General features: G+C 63.3%; 14 protein-coding genes. 2 read left to right on the top strand and 12 right to left on the bottom strand.

Translation table 11 applies throughout. The features are described from left to right. Window positions 1-12: 12 nt before the first annotated feature. Both prfB and MMB49_RS02665 read right to left on the bottom strand, forming a co-directional pair. Window positions 13-1,140, bottom strand: coding sequence for a peptide chain release factor 2 (gene prfB / locus MMB49_RS02670; protein ID WP_003812212.1), 1,128 nt, complete (start codon window positions 1,138-1,140; stop codon window positions 13-15). Window positions 1,141-1,252: 112 nt separating this feature from the next. Next, the gene (locus MMB49_RS02665; protein ID WP_261804391.1) at window positions 1,253-1,384 is read right to left on the bottom strand and encodes a hypothetical protein; all 132 of its coding nucleotides are present in this window, start codon (window positions 1,382-1,384) and stop codon (window positions 1,253-1,255) included. 138 nt (window positions 1,385-1,522) lie between these two features. Here MMB49_RS02665 and dapD point away from each other — a divergent pair, with 138 nt between their 5' ends. After that, window positions 1,523-2,542 (top strand): 2,3,4,5-tetrahydropyridine-2,6-dicarboxylate N-succinyltransferase, encoded by a 1,020-nt coding sequence (gene dapD, locus MMB49_RS02660; RefSeq protein ID WP_003812208.1) that lies wholly within the window; start codon window positions 1,523-1,525, stop codon window positions 2,540-2,542. Window positions 2,543-2,911: 369 nt separating this feature from the next. Here dapD and MMB49_RS02655 read toward each other — a convergent pair whose 3' ends face one another. Beyond that, window positions 2,912-3,256 carry a DUF6176 family protein gene (locus MMB49_RS02655; protein ID WP_003812206.1) on the bottom strand — a complete coding sequence of 115 codons (345 nt, stop codon included), beginning with the start codon at window positions 3,254-3,256 and terminating at the stop codon, window positions 2,912-2,914. 279 nt (window positions 3,257-3,535) lie between these two features. Between MMB49_RS02655 and MMB49_RS02650 the strand changes: the two genes are divergently transcribed. Beyond that, window positions 3,536-3,859, top strand: a complete 324-nt coding sequence (locus MMB49_RS02650) for a hypothetical protein (RefSeq protein ID WP_047271671.1) — start codon at window positions 3,536-3,538, stop codon at window positions 3,857-3,859. Window positions 3,860-3,972: 113 nt separating this feature from the next. On the opposite strand, the gene MMB49_RS02645 is transcribed toward MMB49_RS02650, so the two are convergent. The 9 genes from MMB49_RS02645 to MMB49_RS02605 form a co-directional block, all read right to left on the bottom strand. Beyond that, window positions 3,973-4,914, bottom strand: coding sequence for an RluA family pseudouridine synthase (locus tag MMB49_RS02645; RefSeq protein ID WP_003820557.1), 942 nt, complete (start codon window positions 4,912-4,914; stop codon window positions 3,973-3,975). Beyond that, window positions 4,911-5,588 (bottom strand): signal peptidase II, encoded by a 678-nt coding sequence (locus MMB49_RS02640; protein WP_047271668.1) that lies wholly within the window; start codon window positions 5,586-5,588, stop codon window positions 4,911-4,913. The genes MMB49_RS02645 and MMB49_RS02640 overlap by 4 nt, the downstream gene beginning before the upstream one ends. A gap of 3 nt (window positions 5,589-5,591) precedes the next feature. Continuing rightward, entirely contained in the window at window positions 5,592-6,893 is a 1,302-nt protein-coding gene (locus MMB49_RS02635) for a DivIVA domain-containing protein (protein WP_003812192.1), read from the bottom strand. Between the two features lie 109 nt (window positions 6,894-7,002). Continuing rightward, window positions 7,003-7,284, bottom strand: coding sequence for a YggT family protein (locus tag MMB49_RS02630; protein ID WP_047271666.1), 282 nt, complete (start codon window positions 7,282-7,284; stop codon window positions 7,003-7,005). Between the two features lie 127 nt (window positions 7,285-7,411). After that, window positions 7,412-7,882: a cell division protein SepF gene (locus tag MMB49_RS02625; RefSeq protein ID WP_003812187.1), complete on the bottom strand. Its 471-nt coding sequence runs from the start codon at window positions 7,880-7,882 to the stop codon at window positions 7,412-7,414. 21 nt (window positions 7,883-7,903) lie between these two features. Continuing rightward, on the bottom strand, window positions 7,904-9,181 hold the full coding sequence (gene ftsZ / locus MMB49_RS02620) for a cell division protein FtsZ (RefSeq protein WP_082247880.1): 1,278 nt from the start codon (window positions 9,179-9,181) through the stop codon (window positions 7,904-7,906). A gap of 151 nt (window positions 9,182-9,332) precedes the next feature. Next, window positions 9,333-10,613, bottom strand: coding sequence for a tRNA dihydrouridine synthase DusB (gene dusB, locus MMB49_RS02615; RefSeq protein ID WP_229940950.1), 1,281 nt, complete (start codon window positions 10,611-10,613; stop codon window positions 9,333-9,335). 90 nt (window positions 10,614-10,703) lie between these two features. After that, window positions 10,704-12,224, bottom strand: coding sequence for a glycine--tRNA ligase (locus tag MMB49_RS02610; protein WP_047271662.1), 1,521 nt, complete (start codon window positions 12,222-12,224; stop codon window positions 10,704-10,706). Window positions 12,225-12,399: 175 nt separating this feature from the next. Then, complete coding sequence (locus MMB49_RS02605) at window positions 12,400-18,135, bottom strand: discoidin domain-containing protein (protein ID WP_232782771.1); 5,736 nt, start codon at window positions 18,133-18,135, stop codon at window positions 12,400-12,402. Window positions 18,136-18,449: the final 314 nt, after the last annotated feature.

The raw sequence follows: 18,449 nt of genomic DNA, 5'->3' as shown, positions 1-18,449 counted from the left end.
CCAAGTCACGGTTTACTCTTCCTCTTCGGCCGCCTGGCGACGCTGCTCGTGACGCCAGCGGATACCGGCTTCGATGAACGCATCGATATCGCCGTCGAACACGGCCTGGGTCTGGCTGGTCTCGCAACCGGTGCGCAGATCCTTGACCATCTGGTACGGGTGAAGCACGTACGAACGCATCTGGTCACCCCAGCTGGCCTTGATGTCGCCCGCGAGCTCCTTCTTCTTCTTCGCTTCTTCCTCGTGGCGCAGCACCAGCAGTCGGGACTGCAGCACGGCCATCGCGGCGGCGCGGTTCTGGATCTGCGAGCGCTCGTCCTGCATCGTCACCACGATGCCGGTGGGAAGGTGGGTGATGCGCACCGCGGAATACGTGGTGTTCACGCCCTGGCCGCCGGGGCCGGACGAGCAGTACGTATCCACGCGGATATCGGTGTCCGGAATGTCGATGTGATCGGTCGCCTCGACGAGCGGCACCACCTCGACGGCGGCGAAACTCGTCTGTCGACGGCCCTGGTTGTCGAACGGGCTGATGCGCACCAGACGGTGCGTGCCGCCCTCCACGCTCAGGCGGCCATACGCATACGGCGCATCCACCTGGAACGTGGCCGACTTGATGCCCGCTTCCTCGGCGTACGACGTATCCATCACCTTGGCCTTGAACCCGTTGCGCTCGCAGTAGCGCAGGTACATGCGCAACAGCATCTGGGCGAAATCGGCGGCGTCCACGCCACCCGCGCCGGAGCGGATCGTCACGACCGCGGAACGCTCGTCATATTCGCCGTCCAACAGCGTCTGGATCTCCATGTCATCCAGCTCCTGGGCGATGGAGCCGATCTCGGACTGAGCCTCGCTCAGAGAATCGGCGTCAGCCTCCTCCTGAGCGAGCTCCACCAGCGTCTCGACATCCTCGATGCGACGGTTCGCCTCGTTCAGGCGCTTCAGCTGCGCCTGAGCCGCGGACAGGCGGCTGGTCACCTTCTGCGCGTTCTCAGGATCATCCCACAGACCAGGCTTAGCGGCCTCGGTCTCCAACGTCGCGATCTGCGACTTCAGCCGTTCGATGTCCAACGCCTTCGCAATGGACTCATACTTCGACCGTGCCTCGCCGATTGCCTGTGAAAAATCAAATTCTGCCATCGAATACCACCATAATCATTGAACTTGTGAACGAATCGATTGTGTGACGACGCTGCCGACCATATGCGAAATCTCAAGCACCTCGCGTCACGGCAGGACGCCAATGATCGCGTCAAAGACCCGCATACACCGCGGGAATGACCAGGCTGCCGAGCATGGCCACGGCAATGACGACGCACACCGCACGCATGATGATGCGGCGGCGGCGCTCACGCTGCTCCCGTTCGGTCCTGTAGTCACTCATAGCTTTTCATCGTAGCCGCCCCGCTAGATTTTCTCCCGTGACGAAACCGCGCCACAATGATTCGGAACGGCAGCCTCATACGTGCCCATCTGCCCATAATATAGAAGCATCTACCGTTCATCCACCAAGGAGACAAGCATGACGAACGAACGCACCGCATGGGGCTGGGGACTGGCCAGCATCGATGCAGCCGGGAACACACTCGACGTCTGGTATCCGCAACTGACGCTCGGCGCCGCGCCCGAAGGCGCGAACCGCCCCAACCACGAGTTCGGGGCGCTGGCGCAGCCGCAGGCCGACGCCCGTGGCGTGCGCCGCGAACCGGTGTTCACCGTAAGCTCCCTTGACGACCCGATCGCGGATGCGGCCGACGCCTACCTGCGCCTGCACCTGCTCTCCATGCGCCTCGCCCAGCCGAACACCCTCAACCTCGACGGCATCTTCGCCAAGCTCACGAACGTGGTCTGGACCAATTACGGCCCGTTCGCGGTCGAAGACTTCAACGCCCGCAAGCTCGACGTCGAATCGGCCGCCACCAGCGCCGCGCGCTCCTTCGCCGCCTCCGCCGGGCTTCCGGCCGCCGCTCCCGCCGCCACCGTCAACGTGCTGTCAATCGACAAGTTCCCGCGCATGATCGACTACGTGGTTCCCTCCGGCGTGCGCATCGGCGACGCCGACCGCGTGCGTCTCGGTGCCCACCTGTCCGAAGGCACCACCGTCATGCACGCCGGCTTCGTCAACTTCAACGCGGGAACTTTGGGCGTCTCAATGGTCGAAGGCCGTGTCTCGCAAGGCGTCGTCGTCGGCAACGGCTCCGACATCGGCGGCGGCGCCTCCATCATGGGCACCCTGTCCGGCGGCGGCAAGCTCCGCAACTCCATCGGCGAGCACTCCCTGCTCGGCGCCAACGCCGGCATCGGCATCTCGCTCGGCGACAACTGCGTCGTCGAAGCAGGCCTGTACGTCACCGCCGGTACCAAGATCACCGTCTGGGACAAGGCCAAAGCCGCCGCCGGCGAACCGCTGGACGTCGTCAAGGGCGCCGATCTGAGCGGCAAAGACAACATCCTCTTCATCCGCAACTCCGTCAACGGCCGCATTGAGGCCCGCTACCGGAAGACGGGGATTGAGCTCAACGCCAAACTGCACAAAAACTGATTGTGCGCTGGCGGAGCGTCCTCTGCGTTATTCCTCGGGCGACGCGTTTCAGTGCATATGGTTCTTCCGCCCCGGCGGCGAGGCGGAAGAACTTGCTCCGCGCGTTTCCGACCCGAGTGCAATGCCGCGTGTACAACGCCCGCGAAATGCCATAATGCGGACGTTGTCCCGCATAATCGCGGGAAACAGCACACATACCCGTTGCCGCGAGTCACGGGTATTCCCGAAAACGCTGGAATTCCAACGAAACGCAGCAAGGCAAGTAGGGTCTCTAGGGAAATCGTTTGTACAACTTATGCATTTGACCGAAATGCATAAGTTGTACAAACGAGTCTGCAAACACAACGGCGTCGACGAACCGTCGACCAATCATCTCCGGAATACGGAGTAGTCGCCCAGCGCCACGGCAGGCTTCATCTCGGCGTAGTCGTGGTAGTCGATGCAGGCGTTCATGTACTCGTTGTGCTTGATGTCCAACGGATTCTCACTCTCCTTGAACACTTCGACAGCCTTATCATTGTCGTCGTAGATCACGTACACGTATCCGTACAGTCCGTCCGATTCCTCGTGCAGGAACCATGACTCGATATGCGCGCCCTCAGCCGGCATCGTCGCATTCGCTTCGGCCAAGTGATCGTTCAGATATCGGAACCATTCGCGGGCCAAATCCTCTTTACCCGGCTTGATGCGGAACCTGTCCAACGAGGTATACATGCTCACCCCTTGTCTCATCATGCATGACATGGTCATTGTACAGGAGGGACATGTATGGCAGCGAATGACGACCATCAGTAAACACTGCGAAAATGCCACATGTAACTCGCGAAAGCTGAATCGAATCCGGCACGACACGCCCAAAATGTGGATAACTCGGCAGCCTTCGACCACATTGTCCGTTCCGCTGGACAAAAAGTGTCTCCGTCGCATAGATTGCCATCAAGGATGATCCGCCGTCGCCAGACAATTCGCGGCAACGAACCACCAGGAGGAACAATGACGTCCGCAAATCAGCCACACTATGAGGATTCGCCGCCGATCACCGTGCAGTCCGCACCGACCATGCCGACTGCGGCATCGGCTCAATCTTGCTCCTCATCGCATGATGCCTTGCGCACGCTCGGCTTTGCGCTGCTGGCGGCCGGCACAGTATCGGCACTGGCCGCAATCGCATGTTATATGTATCTCAATCGCGGCGTCTACAATCCCGCAGACGCCATCCTGCTGCTGGTTGAAGGCGTCGCGGCGTTGGCCTGCGTACCGCTGCTGGCGGCCGGCGTGGTCACTTCCGTCGTCGCATGGAAGAAACGCGATAAGTAAGAACAGCGGGGGCGCGAATTGGCGTTGGACCACCCCAGTCGCTACGCGACAGCCCCCCGCCAGCGGGGGCGACAGTAGGATGACAGCGCTACGCGACAGGCCGATTGGGTACGCTAGTCGGCGGCTTCCAGACCAGTTGAGGCATGCCTGGCGCGCATAAGTTCCAGTGCATGGGCAAGATCGGCCGGGTAGTGGGATTCGACCGACGTCCAGAGATGGGTGCGGGGGTGGCGAAACTCCAGCTTCATCGCATGCAACCACTGCCGGTCCAGGCCGAGCTCCCCGGCCAGCACCGGATTGGCCCCATACATCGGGTCTCCGACCAGAGGATGCCCGATCGAAGAGAAATGCACGCGAATCTGATGCGTGCGTCCGGTTTCGAGATTCACCGAAACCAGCGTCGCCTCGCCGAATCGGTCCAGCACGTCCCAATGCGTGACCGCCGGCTTGCCCGACGGCGTGACGCAGAAGCGGAAGTCCGACACCTTGGCGCGGCCGATGGGCGCTTCGATGGTGGCCTTGTCCTCCTTGAGGTTGCCCTGGACCATCGCATGATAGGTCTTGACCACCTCATGCTCGGAGAACTGCCGCCGCATCTCCTTGTACGCCAGCTCTGACTTGCACACCAGCATCAGGCCGGACGTGCCCACATCCAACCGCGACACGATGCCCTGCCGCCCGGGAGCTCCGTATGAGGTGATGCGCACGCCGCGTTTGAGCAGGCTGCCCAATACGGTGGGGCCTGTCCATCCGGCCGAAGCATGTGCAGCGACGCCCACGGGCTTGTCGACCACGACGACATCGTCATCCTCATACACGATGGCCATGTCGAGACACACCGGTTCCGGCTCATGCCGTTCTTCGGCGATGTCGAATTCGACGGTCTCCCCATACAGCAGCGTGCCCGACTTGGCGATCGCACGATCCAGCACGCGGGCTTGGCCGGATTCGATAAGATCCGCCGCCTTGGCACGCGAGATGCCCAGCATCTTGGAAACCGCCACGTCGAATCGTGACCCCACCAATGCGTCGGGCGCCGGAACGAGACGGCTCATGAAGCGCTCCTCTCCGAGTCATCAGGCTGACGGCTCGAAACGGTCACCTCCGTCCGGGGTGAGCCGGACGATGCATCCTGCACCATCGCTGACGAGTCCTGCGATTCGTCCGCCGTGCCGTCTGGCTCCCCGTCACGCGCCACGTCACCGGCATCCTCCCCCAGATGCTCAATCCGATCGAGGTCCTTGCGACTGAACGGCACATCCAGCACAATCAGCACCACGACGCCGATGCCGGCCATCACCAGATAGATATCAGCGACATTGCCCACGGACCAACCATAATTCAGGAAATCAACGACCTTGCCATTGAGAAACCCGTCCGCATAGGCCACGCGATCGATCAGATTGCCGAACGCTCCGGCGAACGCGAACGCGAACATCACCGTCCAGCGCATCGATATCGTGCGTGCCGCCAGCACCGCCATCACCACGCACGCCACCACGGCGAGCAGCGAAATCAGCCATGTGCTTCCCGATCCGAGACCGAGCGATGCACCCGGATTATGAACCAGCGTCAACGAAAGCAGGCCCGGGATCAGCGGCACTGTACGCCCGTCGCCCAACGCCTGCTGCGCCCACATCTTGGTGAGCTGATCGATGCCCAGCGCCACGGCCGCCACACATGCAAAGACGGCTACGCGAACACGCAGCCGTCCTTGGATATCCTTCATCGACTATTCCGCCTGCTTGCCGATCTGGCTGTAGTTGTTCGTATCGGACACCTGACGAGACAGCTGGCCGAGGAACTCGGTCAGACGCGCACGGTATTCGGCTTCGAACTGCTTGAGGCCCTGAATGTTGCCCTCGATGACCTTGGACTGGGTGGTGAGCTTGTCACGCACCTGCTGCGCATACTCATCGGCGTTGGAGCGGGTCTTGCTGTCGTACTCGCCGGCGCGACGACGCACCTCGTCCTCATAGTTGTCGGCCTGCTGCTGCGTGTTCTCGCGGTACGTGTCGGCATCCTGACGGGTCTTCACCGAGTAGGCGTCGGCGTCGGAACGAGTGCGCTCCGAGTACGCGTCGGCATCGGAGTGAACCTGCTTGTTGTACTCATCGGCCTCGGTACGGGTGCGGGACGAGTAGTCGTTGGCCTTGGTGACCAGCTCGTTGTACTTGTTCTGGCTGGCCTCGGTGATTTCCTTCGCCTTGGCCTTGCCCTTGTCGACGTACTGGTCGTGCAGCTGCATGGCCAGCGTCAGCATGGCGGTGGCGCGCTCGGGCTCGCTGCTGGCAGCGGCGGCGGCACCAGCGATCTTCTGCAGGCTGCCGGTCTCCGTGCTCGGCTCGACCTTGGCGACCTGCTCGCGCAGCTGGTTCTCGCGCTGCTTGGACTCCTCCAGCTGACGAGCCAGATCGGAGGCCTGCGCGGCCTGCTGCTGCAACGCATCGAGGTGCTTCTTGGCATCGTTGAGCTGCTGCTGGTAGGAGGCGGCCTGCTGCTGCGCTTCCTGCAGACGTCCGCTCATGTCCCGGGCGCTGACGCGGTACTGGTCGCGCTCGTTCTGCACCGCGGCGAGCTGCGCGGCGACATCGGCCTTGCCGGAGGCCTGGGCGGCCTGCGCGGTCAGCTGGTCGATCTGGCCGCTGAGGCGATCCACCTGATCCTTGAGCTGCTCGTTCTGCTGGGACAGCGCGCGGTTGCTCTCCTCGGCTTCGGTGAGTTTCGCCGCAGCCACCTGAGCCGCCTGATCGTCCTTGCTGGCGACGGGCGCCGCGGACTTGAGCTGCTCGTTTTCGCTCTGCAGTGACTGTACCTGCGCAGTCAACTCGGAAATCTTGGAGTTGAGCTTGGCGACGTCGGGAGGAAGGGACTGCGTCGCCTGGCCACTTGCAACGGCCTGCTTGCCAAGCGCCTCGACGGTTTCCGTCACCTGATCGAGAAAATCGTCAACCTCGTCGACATCATAGCCTTCCTTGAAACGCACGGTCTGGAAGGTATGCTCCCGTATATCTTTAGGCGTCAAAAGAGCCATAAAACTTACACCTCGCTTTGGGCACGATGCCTCGCTGTGTTGGTATCACCTTCCGATGCTAGCACGAACCCTGAAAGAACTCTCGCCGTATGCGTGATTACGGCGCGATTTACACCAATATTCTCAAGGCGGCAAGTGCGGTGTACAGCACGATGAAGCTGACGTCCATCGCTATAGGCCCCATCGGTATGGGCCGGATGTAGCGTCGCAGCCAGCGCAACGGCGGCTCGGTGAGCTGGTAGACGACATTGATCAGCGATGCGACGACGCCCTTGGGATACCAACGCGGCGCAAGCACCGACACCCAATCCAGGATCATACGGACGAACAGCACCGTGATATAAGCGTCGATAATCCAGTCAATCACCAGACGCACTATTGTGAACACCATGCCTTCCAGCCTATCAAAGCGGCATACAGCTTCATTGCCGTCAGCTGAACGTCAACTGGGCATTACCGCCGCCGCTGTTATGACGACGAATCGTCTACAGCCGCCAATCCGGCCGACCGCCGGCAGATCAGTCGGCGAACAGGTCGTGCGCCGAGGACGGCGCCTGCGGCTCCTCCACCTTGATGTTCACCTGGGCCGGGCTGAGCAGGAACACGCGCGGAGTGACACGCTCGATGGACCCGCGCACGCCGAAGACGACGCCCGCGGAAAAGTCCACGATGCGGTACGCCACGGCCTCAGAGACACCGGTCAGGTTGAGCACGACGGGCACGCCGTCGCGGATAGCACGCCCCACCAGCTGCGCGTCCTCGTAGGACTTCGGATGAATCGTGGTGATGCGGCTCACGCGACCCTGGAACGGATTCGACTCACGGCTGGGCGCGGATGTCGGCGACGATGGCGCAGCCTGGGACACCGGAGTGACCGAATGATCGTCGTCGAATCCGGGATCCTCATCCTGGATGTCCATCGGCTCATCGTCTTCGGCAACATCCGCCATGCCCAGATACTGCATCGCGTTCTTCATAAACCCAGCCATGACTGTTCAGTTCCTTTCGGCTCAGCGCAGAAAATCAGGGATATCGAGGTCGCCCAGGTCACCGGAGGAGACGATATCGTGCTCGGAGGTCTCGTCATCGATCGGCATCGACGCGGGGCCGCCCTTGCGCAGCGCGAAATCCGGCACCTGACGCGCCGCCGGATTGGTGGTGGTCATGGGCGTGTTCGCGGACGGCTGCGTGCGCACGGGGATGCTCGGCGCGACCGGCTGCTGCTGGTCGTGCGCGTGCGTCGGCGTGACGGGGTCCGTGGTGTGGGAAGCCGGGATGGATGCGGCGGTCGTGGTGCCCTTCATCGAGGGCACGTTGGTGTTCTTGGAATCGGCGTCGAAACCGGCCGCGATGACCGTGACGCGGACCTCGTCGCCGTAGGCGTCGTCGAGCGCGAGACCCCAGATGATCTGGGCTTCGGGGTGGATGGCCTTGCGCACCAGCTCGGTGGCCGCAGAGGCCTCCTGCAGCTTGAGGTCGGTCGGGCCGGCGATGTTGATGAGGGCTCCGTGAGCCCCTTCGACGCTGGATTCCAGCAGCGGCGAGCTGATGGCGATCTCGGCGGCCTGCGTGGCGCGGTCCTCGCCCCGCGCGGAGCCGATGCCGAACAGCGCGGTGCCGGCGCCGCGAAGGATGGCGGTGACGTCGGAGAAGTCGACATGGATGTACGAGTTCATCGTGATCAGGTCGGTGATGCCCTGCACACCGGCGAGCAACGCCGAATCGGCGGTCTTGAAGGCGTCGACGATGCCGATCGTGCGGTCGGACAGCTCAAGCAGCCGGTCGTTGGGGATGACGATCAGGGCATCGACCTCCTTGCGCAGGTTCTCGATGCCCAGATCGGCGGAGGCGGAACGCTGCGGTCCCTCGAACGTGAACGGCCGGGTGACCACGGCGATGGTCAGCGCCCCCTGCTGATGCGCCGCGCGGGCGACGATGGGGCTCGCGCCGGTGCCGGTGCCGCCGCCCTCGCCACAGGTCACGAAGACCATGTCGGCGCCCTTGAGCGCCTCCTCGATGTCGGACTGGTGATCCTGCGCGGCCTTGCTGCCCCGCTCGGGATCGGCGCCGGCACCCAATCCACGGCTTGAAGCGTCATTCAACGAGATCTTCACATCGGCGTCGGAGCGCAGCAAATCCTTGGCATCGGTGTTGATGGCCACGAACTGCACGTTCTGCAGGCCTTCGGCGATCATGCGGTTGACGGCATTACCGCCGGCTCCACCGACACCGACGACTTTGATGTTGGTCCTGTCGTTGAAATTGTCAGTCTGGGCAATCTCGCTCACCATTGTCTCCTGTCACTCACGGTTACGCATAACTCTATCGCAGAACCATTGATTATAAAGCTATTTTCTCGGCGTGTATCAACGTTTTTCCATCTCATTTGCACAAAACGACACACCATGGCCGCATTCGGCCCATGACCCGGATGCCGTCTCAGTATCCGGCGTCCATCGGATCGTCGCCGAACAGCGTCTCGCGCTCCTCGTGCGTGGTGAACCGAGAGTCGAGCCAACCGTACGGCAGATGCACTTTTTTTGCAAAGCGAACACGGCCGCGCGGCTTGTCCTTCACCCGTTCGGGGAAGGTGATGGCGGGATCGAGACGCGAGGTCTCGCGCTCCACGTCGGCGAGGTTCTCGCACTCCATGAACGCCCTGCGCGTCGTCCCTCCGACGGGGAATCCCTTGAGATACCAGGCGATGTGCTTGCGCAGGTCGTGCACGGCCATGCGCTCGTCACCGTCATAGAACTCGACGAGCAGCCGGGCGTGGCGCATGATCACGTCGCATACGGCCCCCAGCGTAGGGTTGACGCGCTCGTCGCTGCCCGCGAAGGCGTTCCTGATATCGGCGAACAGCCACGGCCGGCCCTGGCATCCGCGCCCGATGGCGACCCCGGCGCATCCCGTCTCGCGGACCATCTCCAGGGCATCGTCGGCGCCCCAGATGTCGCCGTTGCCGAACACCGGGATGTCCAGCGCGCCGACCAGTTCGCCTATGCGGCTCCAGTCCGAATGGCCGCCATAGTATTCCGCCGTGGTGCGGGCGTGCAGCGTGACGGCCGCGCACCCCTCCTCCTGCGCGATGTGGCCGGCTTCCATGAACGTCTCATGGCTGTGATCGATGCCGACGCGGATCTTGGCGGTAACGGGGATGTTCGCCGCCGAGCACACCTTCACCACGCGCTGAATGATCTCGCGGAACAGGTCGGTCTTCCACGGCAGCGCGGACCCGCCGCCACGACGGGTGACCTTGGGAACCGGGCAGCCGAAGTTCAGGTCCACATGGTCGGCCATGTCCTCATCGACGACGATGCGCGCGGCCTGCTCGACGATGGCCGGGTTCACGCCATACAGCTGCAGCGACCGGATGCGCTCGCTCGGCGCGAACCGGCACAGGCGCAGCGCCTTCGGATTGCGGGCGACCAACGCGCGCGCCGTAATCATCTCGGCCACGTACAGGCCGTCCGGGCCGTATTCCTCACACAGCACGCGGAACGGCCAGTTCGTGACGCCCGCCATCGGGGAGAGCACCACCGGCGTCGGCACGTGGATCGGCCCGAGATCGACTGGTGCCATCGTGACCGGTTCCTTCCCGGCCGGTGCGTCGGTGCGCGGGTCGAGCACGTCGGTCTCATGCGCGTCGACGGCGATGGTCTGTTCAACGGTGTCTGTCACGGCTCTCCCCCACGAATCGGCACGGCTCATGCCATACATGTCTTGAATGTACAAGAGCCCCCTTGGTGAAAAGGGGGCTGTCCGAATGATGTTCAGCACCCGGCCCGGTGTAGTCGGGCCGGGTATCGATCAGTACAGGCCACCGGCCTCGGCGACCTTGACCGGGGCGGACTCGTCCACGCCGGTCTCCTTGGCGACGTCGGTGCCGCCGTCGGCGGCCTTGGTGCCGGTGATGCTGACGGGGCCCTCGGGGTAGCGCACGCGCTTCTCGGACACGCGGGCGGCCACGTAGTCGGCGACCTTGTCGAGCGCGACGCGCTCCTGCTGCATCGTGTCACGTTCGCGGATGGTGACGGCCTGGTCGTCGATCGTGTCGAAATCGACGGTGATGCACAGCGGCGTTCCGATCTCGTCCTCACGACGGTAACGGCGGCCGATGGCACCGGCCTCGTCGTAGTCGATCATCCACTCGTGCTGACGCAGGTCGGCGGCCAGATCGTGGGCGATGGACTGCAGCTCGGGCTTCTTGCTCAGCGGCAGCACGGCGGCCTTGACCGGAGCAAGTCGCGGGTCGAGACGCAGCACGGTGCGCTTGTCGACGCCGCCCTTGGTGTTCGGCGCCTCGTCGACGTCGTAGGCGTCAACGAGGAACGCCATCAGGGAACGGGTCAGGCCGGCGGCCGGCTCGATGACGTACGGCACGAACTTCTCGCCGGTGGCCTGGTTGAAGTAGCTCAGATCCTCGCCGGAGTGCTTGGAATGCGCGCTCAGGTCGTAGTTGGTGCGGTTAGCGATGCCTTCGAGCTCACCCCAGTCGGAGCCCTGGAAACCGAACTTGTATTCGATGTCGACCGTGCGCTTCGAGTAGTGGGAGAGCTTCTCCTTCGGGTGCTCGTAGTGACGCAGGTTCTCGGGGTTGATGCCCAGGTCGGTGTACCAGCGGGTGCGGGTGTCGATCCAGTACTGGTGCCATTCCTCGTCGGTGCCGGGCACCACGAAGAACTCCATCTCCATCTGCTCGAACTCACGGGTGCGGAAGATGAAGTTGCCGGGCGTGATCTCGTTGCGGAAGGACTTGCCCATGTTGGCGATGCCGAACGGCGGCTTGGAACGCGAGGAGGTCATCACGTTCTTGAAGTCGACGAAGATGCCCTGCGCGGTCTCGGGGCGCAGGTAGTGCAGGCTGTTCTCGTCCTCGACCGGCCCGAGGTGGGTGCGCAGCATCATGTTGAAGTCACGCGGTTCGGTCCACTCGCCGCGGGTGCCGCACTCGGGGCAGACGATGTCCTTGAGACCGTTCTCGGGCAGCTTGTCGCCGTGCTTTTCGGCGTAGGACTCCTCCAGCTTGTCGGAACGCTGGCGCTTGTGGCACTTGAGGCATTCGATCAGCGGATCGTTGAACACTGAGACGTGACCCGAAGCGACCCATACGGCCGGCGGCAGGATGATGGATGTGTCCACGCCCACCACGTCGCCGCGGGTGACGACCATGGAGCGCCACCATTCACGCTTGATATTGTCTTTCAGGGCGACGCCGAGGGGGCCGTAATCCCATGCGGAACGGGTGCCGCCATAGATTTCGCCGGCGGGGAACACGAATCCGCGCCGCTTGGCGAGGGATACGACTTCATCGAGTTTAGAAACAGCCACAATGCACCTTCTGGTTTGAACGGTTTGGGGACTTAGTATGCTCGCACGAGTCTAACGGCAGACGGTGACAGCATGCCGCCTTGTTCGGCAGCATCCAACCTGCGGATATGCGGGTGCCCCGCCGGCATGATCGTCGACGGGGCACCCGGGGAGACTCGCGAGAGTCTCGTGTGGGTCAGGAGCGCTTGCGGCGCAACGCCATGACGCCGGCACCGACCGCCAGCATCGCGGCCGCGACGGAGGCGATGATGGCGACGGATGCGCCGGTCTTGCTCAGTGCGCTGCCATCGATGATGGCGATGATGCGGCCGGGCTTCTCCTTGAGCGCGGCGCGGGCGTCGTTGAGCATCGACAGCGCGTTGTCGATGTCGAACTGCGTGGAGTTGGCGTTGCCGATGACGGCCTTGGCATGCGCCAGGGCGGTCTCGAACGCCTTCCACGACTCGGCCGTGTACTTCGACCCGTCCAGCTTCTCGGCCTCGACCTTCTTGACCGCCTTATCCAGCGCCGTCTTGTCGACGGTGCCCGGTTCGGGCTTCGGGTCGGGCTTGACCTCGCCCTTCTCGGTCAGTCCGTCGCGAGCGGAGGTCAGGGCGCCAAGGGCCGCGTCCACATCCTGCTGGGTGGCGGAATCGCTGGCGATGACGGCCTTGGCATGCGCCAGGGCGGTCTCGAACGCCTTCCACGACTCGGCCGTGTACTTCGACCCGTCCAGCTTCTCGGCCTCGATCGCCTTGATCTTCTTGTCCAGCTCGGACTTGCTGACGGGGGCGGGTTCGGGCGTCTTCTCGGTCAGCCCGGCGTAGGCGTCGGTCAGCGCCTTGAGCGCGTTATCGACGTCCTGCTGGGTGGCGGAATCATCCGCGATGACGGCCTTGGCATGCGCCATGGCGTCCGCGAAGGTCTTCCACGAGTCGGCCGTGTACTTGGACGAATCCGGGTTCTTGGCCTCGATCGCCTTGATGGCCTTGTCCAGATCCGTCTTGCTGACGGTCGGGGCGGGCTGCGAGACGGTGATGTCGATGACCGCGGACTTGCCCTGGTAGGTGACGGTGACGGTCTTGTCGGTGACCTTGAGCTTCGCGTCGAGCGCAGGCTTGAACGTGAAGTCGCCGGCCGTCTGCGTGTTCCAGGTCACGGTGCCGGTGCTGTCGTCGTCATAGTTGAGCTGCAGCACCAGTCCTGCCGGGTCGAACTTGTCGTCGACCACATAGGTCAGCTTGGAAGGCTTGGTCTTGACGCTCACCGAGGTCAGCGTCGGTTCCGGCGCCGGGGCGTTCTTCAGTTCGATGGTGAACGTCTTGGCGACGGTGCCGGAGTACTTGTCGATGCCGCGCACGGTCACCGTGGCCTTGCCGACGGCGGTGTTGCCCGCGTAGTCGAGCAGGTAGTCCACGCCGTAGCGCAGCGTGGCGTCGCCCAACGTCACCGTCACGTCCTTCGTGGCGAAGGTGGCGGGATGGTCGGTGTCCACCCGGTCGACGGTCAGCTTGGCGGGCACGGTCACGGTCGCGCCGCTGATGTCGGTGGTGTCGAAGGCCTTGCGCAGGCGGATTTCGGAGGCGGACATGAACTTGTCGTTGCCGGAATCCGCATAGGTGTGGACGGCCTTGAGCCGCACGTGCTTGGTGGTCACCGGCTGATTGAACTCGGCGAGCTTCCAGCCGTAATCGGTGGTCCATGTGCCGGAGCCCGCGTCGGTCCAGTTGGTGCCGTCATCGCTGACCTGAACCTTGTATTCGGTGACGGAACCGTTCTTGCTGCCCGCGGGGCGCGGCAGGTAGCGCAGCGCGTCGAGCTTGGTGGGTTTCTGGAGCTCGAAGGCGATCCACAGGTCGTTCACGGTGGTGGGCGTCCAGTTGGAATGCCAGTACGTGCTGGTGTTGCCGTCGACCGCGAATTTCTTCGGGCCTTCGGTCGCGGTGCCGGACGTCTGCTCGCTGCCCGCGGTGACCGTCATGTCGGCGGCCGGGTAGTCGCGCTCATCGGAGTCTGCGGGGAATTCCTGCTCCGTGCCCAGGTTGATGGTGAAGGTCTTGCGCGTGACGTGGTCCTCGGACTCGGTGATCACGCGGATCACGTTGTCGTGCGCGGGCAGCACGGTGACGCTGGCGTTGCCTTCGCCCTCGGCTTTGACGTCCGCGATGATCGCGGGCGTGTTGTAGGAGCCGGCGGCGAGCACGGAGTCGGAGACCTTCGTGCCGTTCACTGTCAGCGACGAGAGCGCGGCGGACGTGTTCGTGACGAACTTGCTGGTCGCGGTCTTCAGCTCGATCTCGGTCAGGCCGGCGCAGACCACGCCGCTGGGGGTTGTGGTGTCGGCGTTGGTGACCGTGACCTTGACGAACGTGGCTCCCACCGGAGCGAAGTCATAGGTGTACGGCTTGACTCGGTCGGACGACTCCTGGGCCGCGATGGTCTCCGTGGCAGCGAGATCCGTCCAGTTCTTGCCGTCCGCGGAGATCTGGATCTTCGTCTTGCCGGCGTCGGGGAACCTCACCGCGTTGCTGTCGCGGAAGAAGTACATGACAATCTGGCCGAGCTGCTGCTCGGTCGCGTACTCGAAGGTGATCTCGGCGGTGTTGTGGCCGGCCTTCGAGTACGCCCAGTTGGTCCATGCTGACGGGTTCGCGCCGCCGCCGGTATTGGCGTCGACGGTCGTGGAGCCGTCCTTGATGGCGTCCAGCGTGTCGGACTGCTTGTCGGCGGGGATGTTCTGAGTCAGGCGCAGCGCATTGCCGGAGACGCTGCTGCCGATGGTGACCTGCGACCGCTGCACGCGGATCGTCGCGGTGACCTTGAACTCCTTGCCGAAGACGGTGGCGGTGCCGGGGACCTTGACGGTGCCGGCCGTGTTGTACACGGTGTCGGCGGGCTTGGTCCAGTGGACGGCGAAGTTCGCGCTGGTCACGGTGCCGTCGGGCAGCACGGCCGGACGCGAGCCAGGCAGCACGGCGGGCGTGCCGACCGGTGTGCTGGCCGAATAGTTGAGCAGCGCACCGATCTCGTCGATCATCGTCACGCGCACGGAGATCTTCTGCCCGGCGACCGTGCCGGCCACGCTGAACGAACCGGCCTTGGCGATCTGGTCGTCGCTGACTGCGTCCCATGTGACGTTCTGACGGTCCGACGTGCCGTCGGAGTAGCGCACCTCGACATCACTCGGCAGAATCGGCTTGTTACCGGTCTTGACGTAGTAGTTGCGCGAGTAGTAGAAGCTGCGGACCGTCTTCTCGGTGCTGGTGCCGGGGACGGCGGTGGTGGCGATCTTCACTGTGGATGATTGCAGACCGTCGGCCTTGGCGGTGACGGTGATCTCGCCCGCCTCCTTGGTGGACTGGACGATGGCGAGCACCTTGCCGCTGAACGCCTTGCGGTTGTCGGCCTGATAGGAGTCGTGATCCGGCGAGCTGCCGTTGTCGACGCCGACCAGTTTGCCGGCGCCCTTGACGTCGAAGGTGACGCGGTTGGCGGCATCGGGGACGATATGGCCGTTGGCGTCGGTCACGTCGACCTCGATGTACGACAGGTCCTTGCCGTCCGCGGTGATCGTCTTGCGGTCGGCATCGGCTTTAAGCTTCGCGGCCTTGCCGGTGGTGGTCACCGACGCGTTGCCCTCGGTGGACCCCTCGGGGATCAGCCTGTTGTTCTCGTCGTATGCTTCGGCGGAGATGGTGCCCTCGGCCCACGGCACGTTCCAGGTCAGGTACATGTTCTTGTGGGCGGTGGAGTCCTTGTCGGTGCCCTCGTAGACCTGATAGGTGTATCCGGCCGCGGTGGTCTTCTTGGTGAAGGACTTCTCTCCGATCAGTCGCTTTTCGGTACTGCCCTTCGGTGTGAAGTACAGCTTGACCTTGGCCGCGTCGGTGTAGACGACGACCGGCACCTTGTTGCCGGAGCCCTTGGCGACGACGTTCTCGTTCCATGCGGGGAGGATGTGCAGCGTGTGCACGTCGTCGTTCCACTGGCTCTGATAGAAGTAATAGGTGTCCTTCGGGAATCCTGCGGTGTCGACGATGCCGAAGTACGAGTTCTTCGGCGACGGCCAGGAGCCCACGGCGCCGGAGCCGGTGCCGTTCCACGGGGTGGGTTCGCCGAGATAGTCGAAGCCAGTCCACACGTATGTGCCGGCGACGAAATCGCGCTGGACCACGTCGTACCAGGCGGAGCTGGCGACGGCACCCCAGCCGACTGCGGAATTGTCATAGCTGGTCAGCTGCTTGTCGCTTGACTGGGCGCCGCCGGTGGTGCGGTTGTAGATGCCTCGGCTGTTGATGGCGGACGCCGTCTCAGAACCGTAGATGGCCCATGAGGGGTGGGTCGTGCGGATCTTGTCGTAGTTCGCGCCGTCGGAGTAGTTGGTGCCGACCACGCCGCCGTTGGCGGTCAGGTTGTCGCCCATGGTGTTCGACTCGTTCCAGTTGGCCTTGATCTTGTTGTCGCCGTAGGTCATCGGGCGGGTGCTGTCCGCGGCCTTCGTCCATGCGACCAGCTTGGCGGAGGTAGCCGGAAAGTCCGAGACGCTGCCGCTGATGCCTTCCATCATCTCGTTGCCGAGCGACCACATGATGACGGACGGGGCGTTCCTGTCGCGGTTGATGGTGCTGGTCAGGTCGAACTTGGCCCAGGTCTCGTCCTTGTCGCCACCCAGGACGGCGTTGTCACCGGCGATGGTCTGGCCGAACCACTTGCCGTAATCCTCGGTGTTGCCGTTCTTCGACCGGTTCCACATGTCGAAGACCTCTTCGACCACGAGGACGCCCTTCTCGTTGCAGACGTCAATCAGCGCCTTGGCTGCGGGGTTGTGCGTGGTGCGGATCGAGTTGACGCCCATCTTCTGGAGAATCTCGACCTGGCGCTCGATGGCGCGGCGGTTGGCGACCGCGCCGAGCGATCCCTGGTCATGATGCATTGAGACGCCCTTGAGCTTGACTTTCTCGCCGTTGAGCGAGAAACCGCTGGTCGCATCGAAGCCGGTCCAGCGGAAGCCATATTCGGTGTCGTAAGTGTCGAGCACCGTGTCGCCGTTGAGCACTTCGGTGCGCACGGTGTACAGGTTCGGGTTCTTGATGCTCCACAGCTTGGGCGAAGCGGCGGTGATCGTGGAGGTCACGTCCGCGCTGGCACCGGCCGCGATGGACTTGGATGCGGTGGTGACGGTGCCGATGGCGGCGTCGGTCTTGCCTCCCTTGGGGAACACGGTCTGCTTGAGGGTGATGTTCGCCGCGGCCTCGGTGTCGTTGGCGACCTTGGTGGTGAGGTTCATCGTCACGTTGCCGCCGTTTTGGGTGGCGAGGCTCGGGGTCTTGATGGCCACGCCGTTATTGCCGACGTGCACGCCGTCGGTGACGGTGAGGGTGACGTCGCGGTAGATGCCGGAGCCGGAGTACCAGCGGCTGGACGGCAGCCTGTTCTCGACCTTGACGACGATGGTGTTCTCCCCACCGAACTTGGCGTTGCCGGTCAGGTCGAAGGAGAACGGCGAGTAGCCGTACGGATGGGTGCCGAGCTTGACGCCGTTGAACCAGACGGTGGCGTTCATGTACACGCCGTCGAAGTTGATGGCGATGCGCTTGCCGGCGAGGTCCCGGTCGATGGTGAAGGACTTGCGGTACCAGCCGGTGCCGCCGGGAAGGTATGCGCTTTCGGCCTCGTTGCTCTGCGAATACTTCTGCGTGATGCTGTAGTCATGCGGCAGGTCGACCTGCTGCCAGGCCGAATCGTCGAACGCCGGATCCTGCGCCTGCACGGAATCGGACAGCATGAACTTCCAGTTGGCGTCGAAATCCGAGGTGCGATTCTGCTTGGAATCCACGGCGCTGGAGTAGACCACCTCCGGCGTGGAGCTCATCTGCGTGGTGGAGTCGGATCGGGTGGCGTCCTCGACCGCCCACGCTGAATTTGTTAACAACCCTAACGGTATTGACAAGGCCACTGTGGCGGCGAAAGCCACGATGCGGCCACCAAGTCTGCGAACTGCCATAAACGTTCCTTCTTCATTGAATCCACGAGCGCCTGCCGCGCCGCTCTGTTGCTGTTAGTGTATACGCACCAATGCGATATCCACACGGTGATCATGAGAATGATATCTCATTACCTGTATTTCATGTAAATGCCATTAACAAAAACGGCGTGTCGCCATCGCCAATCCTGTATCCCCCATACAGGGCCGGAAAAATCGCAACGCAACGCATGCCGGCAACGAAAGGGCGCCACTACCACGTA

The sequence above is a fragment of the Bifidobacterium sp. SKU genome, assembly GCF_026016405.1.
Classification (GTDB): domain Bacteria; phylum Actinomycetota; class Actinomycetes; order Actinomycetales; family Bifidobacteriaceae; genus Bifidobacterium; species Bifidobacterium bifidum.
The sequence above is the reverse complement of the archived record's forward strand: the minus strand, read 5'-3'. Positions and strand labels throughout refer to the sequence as shown.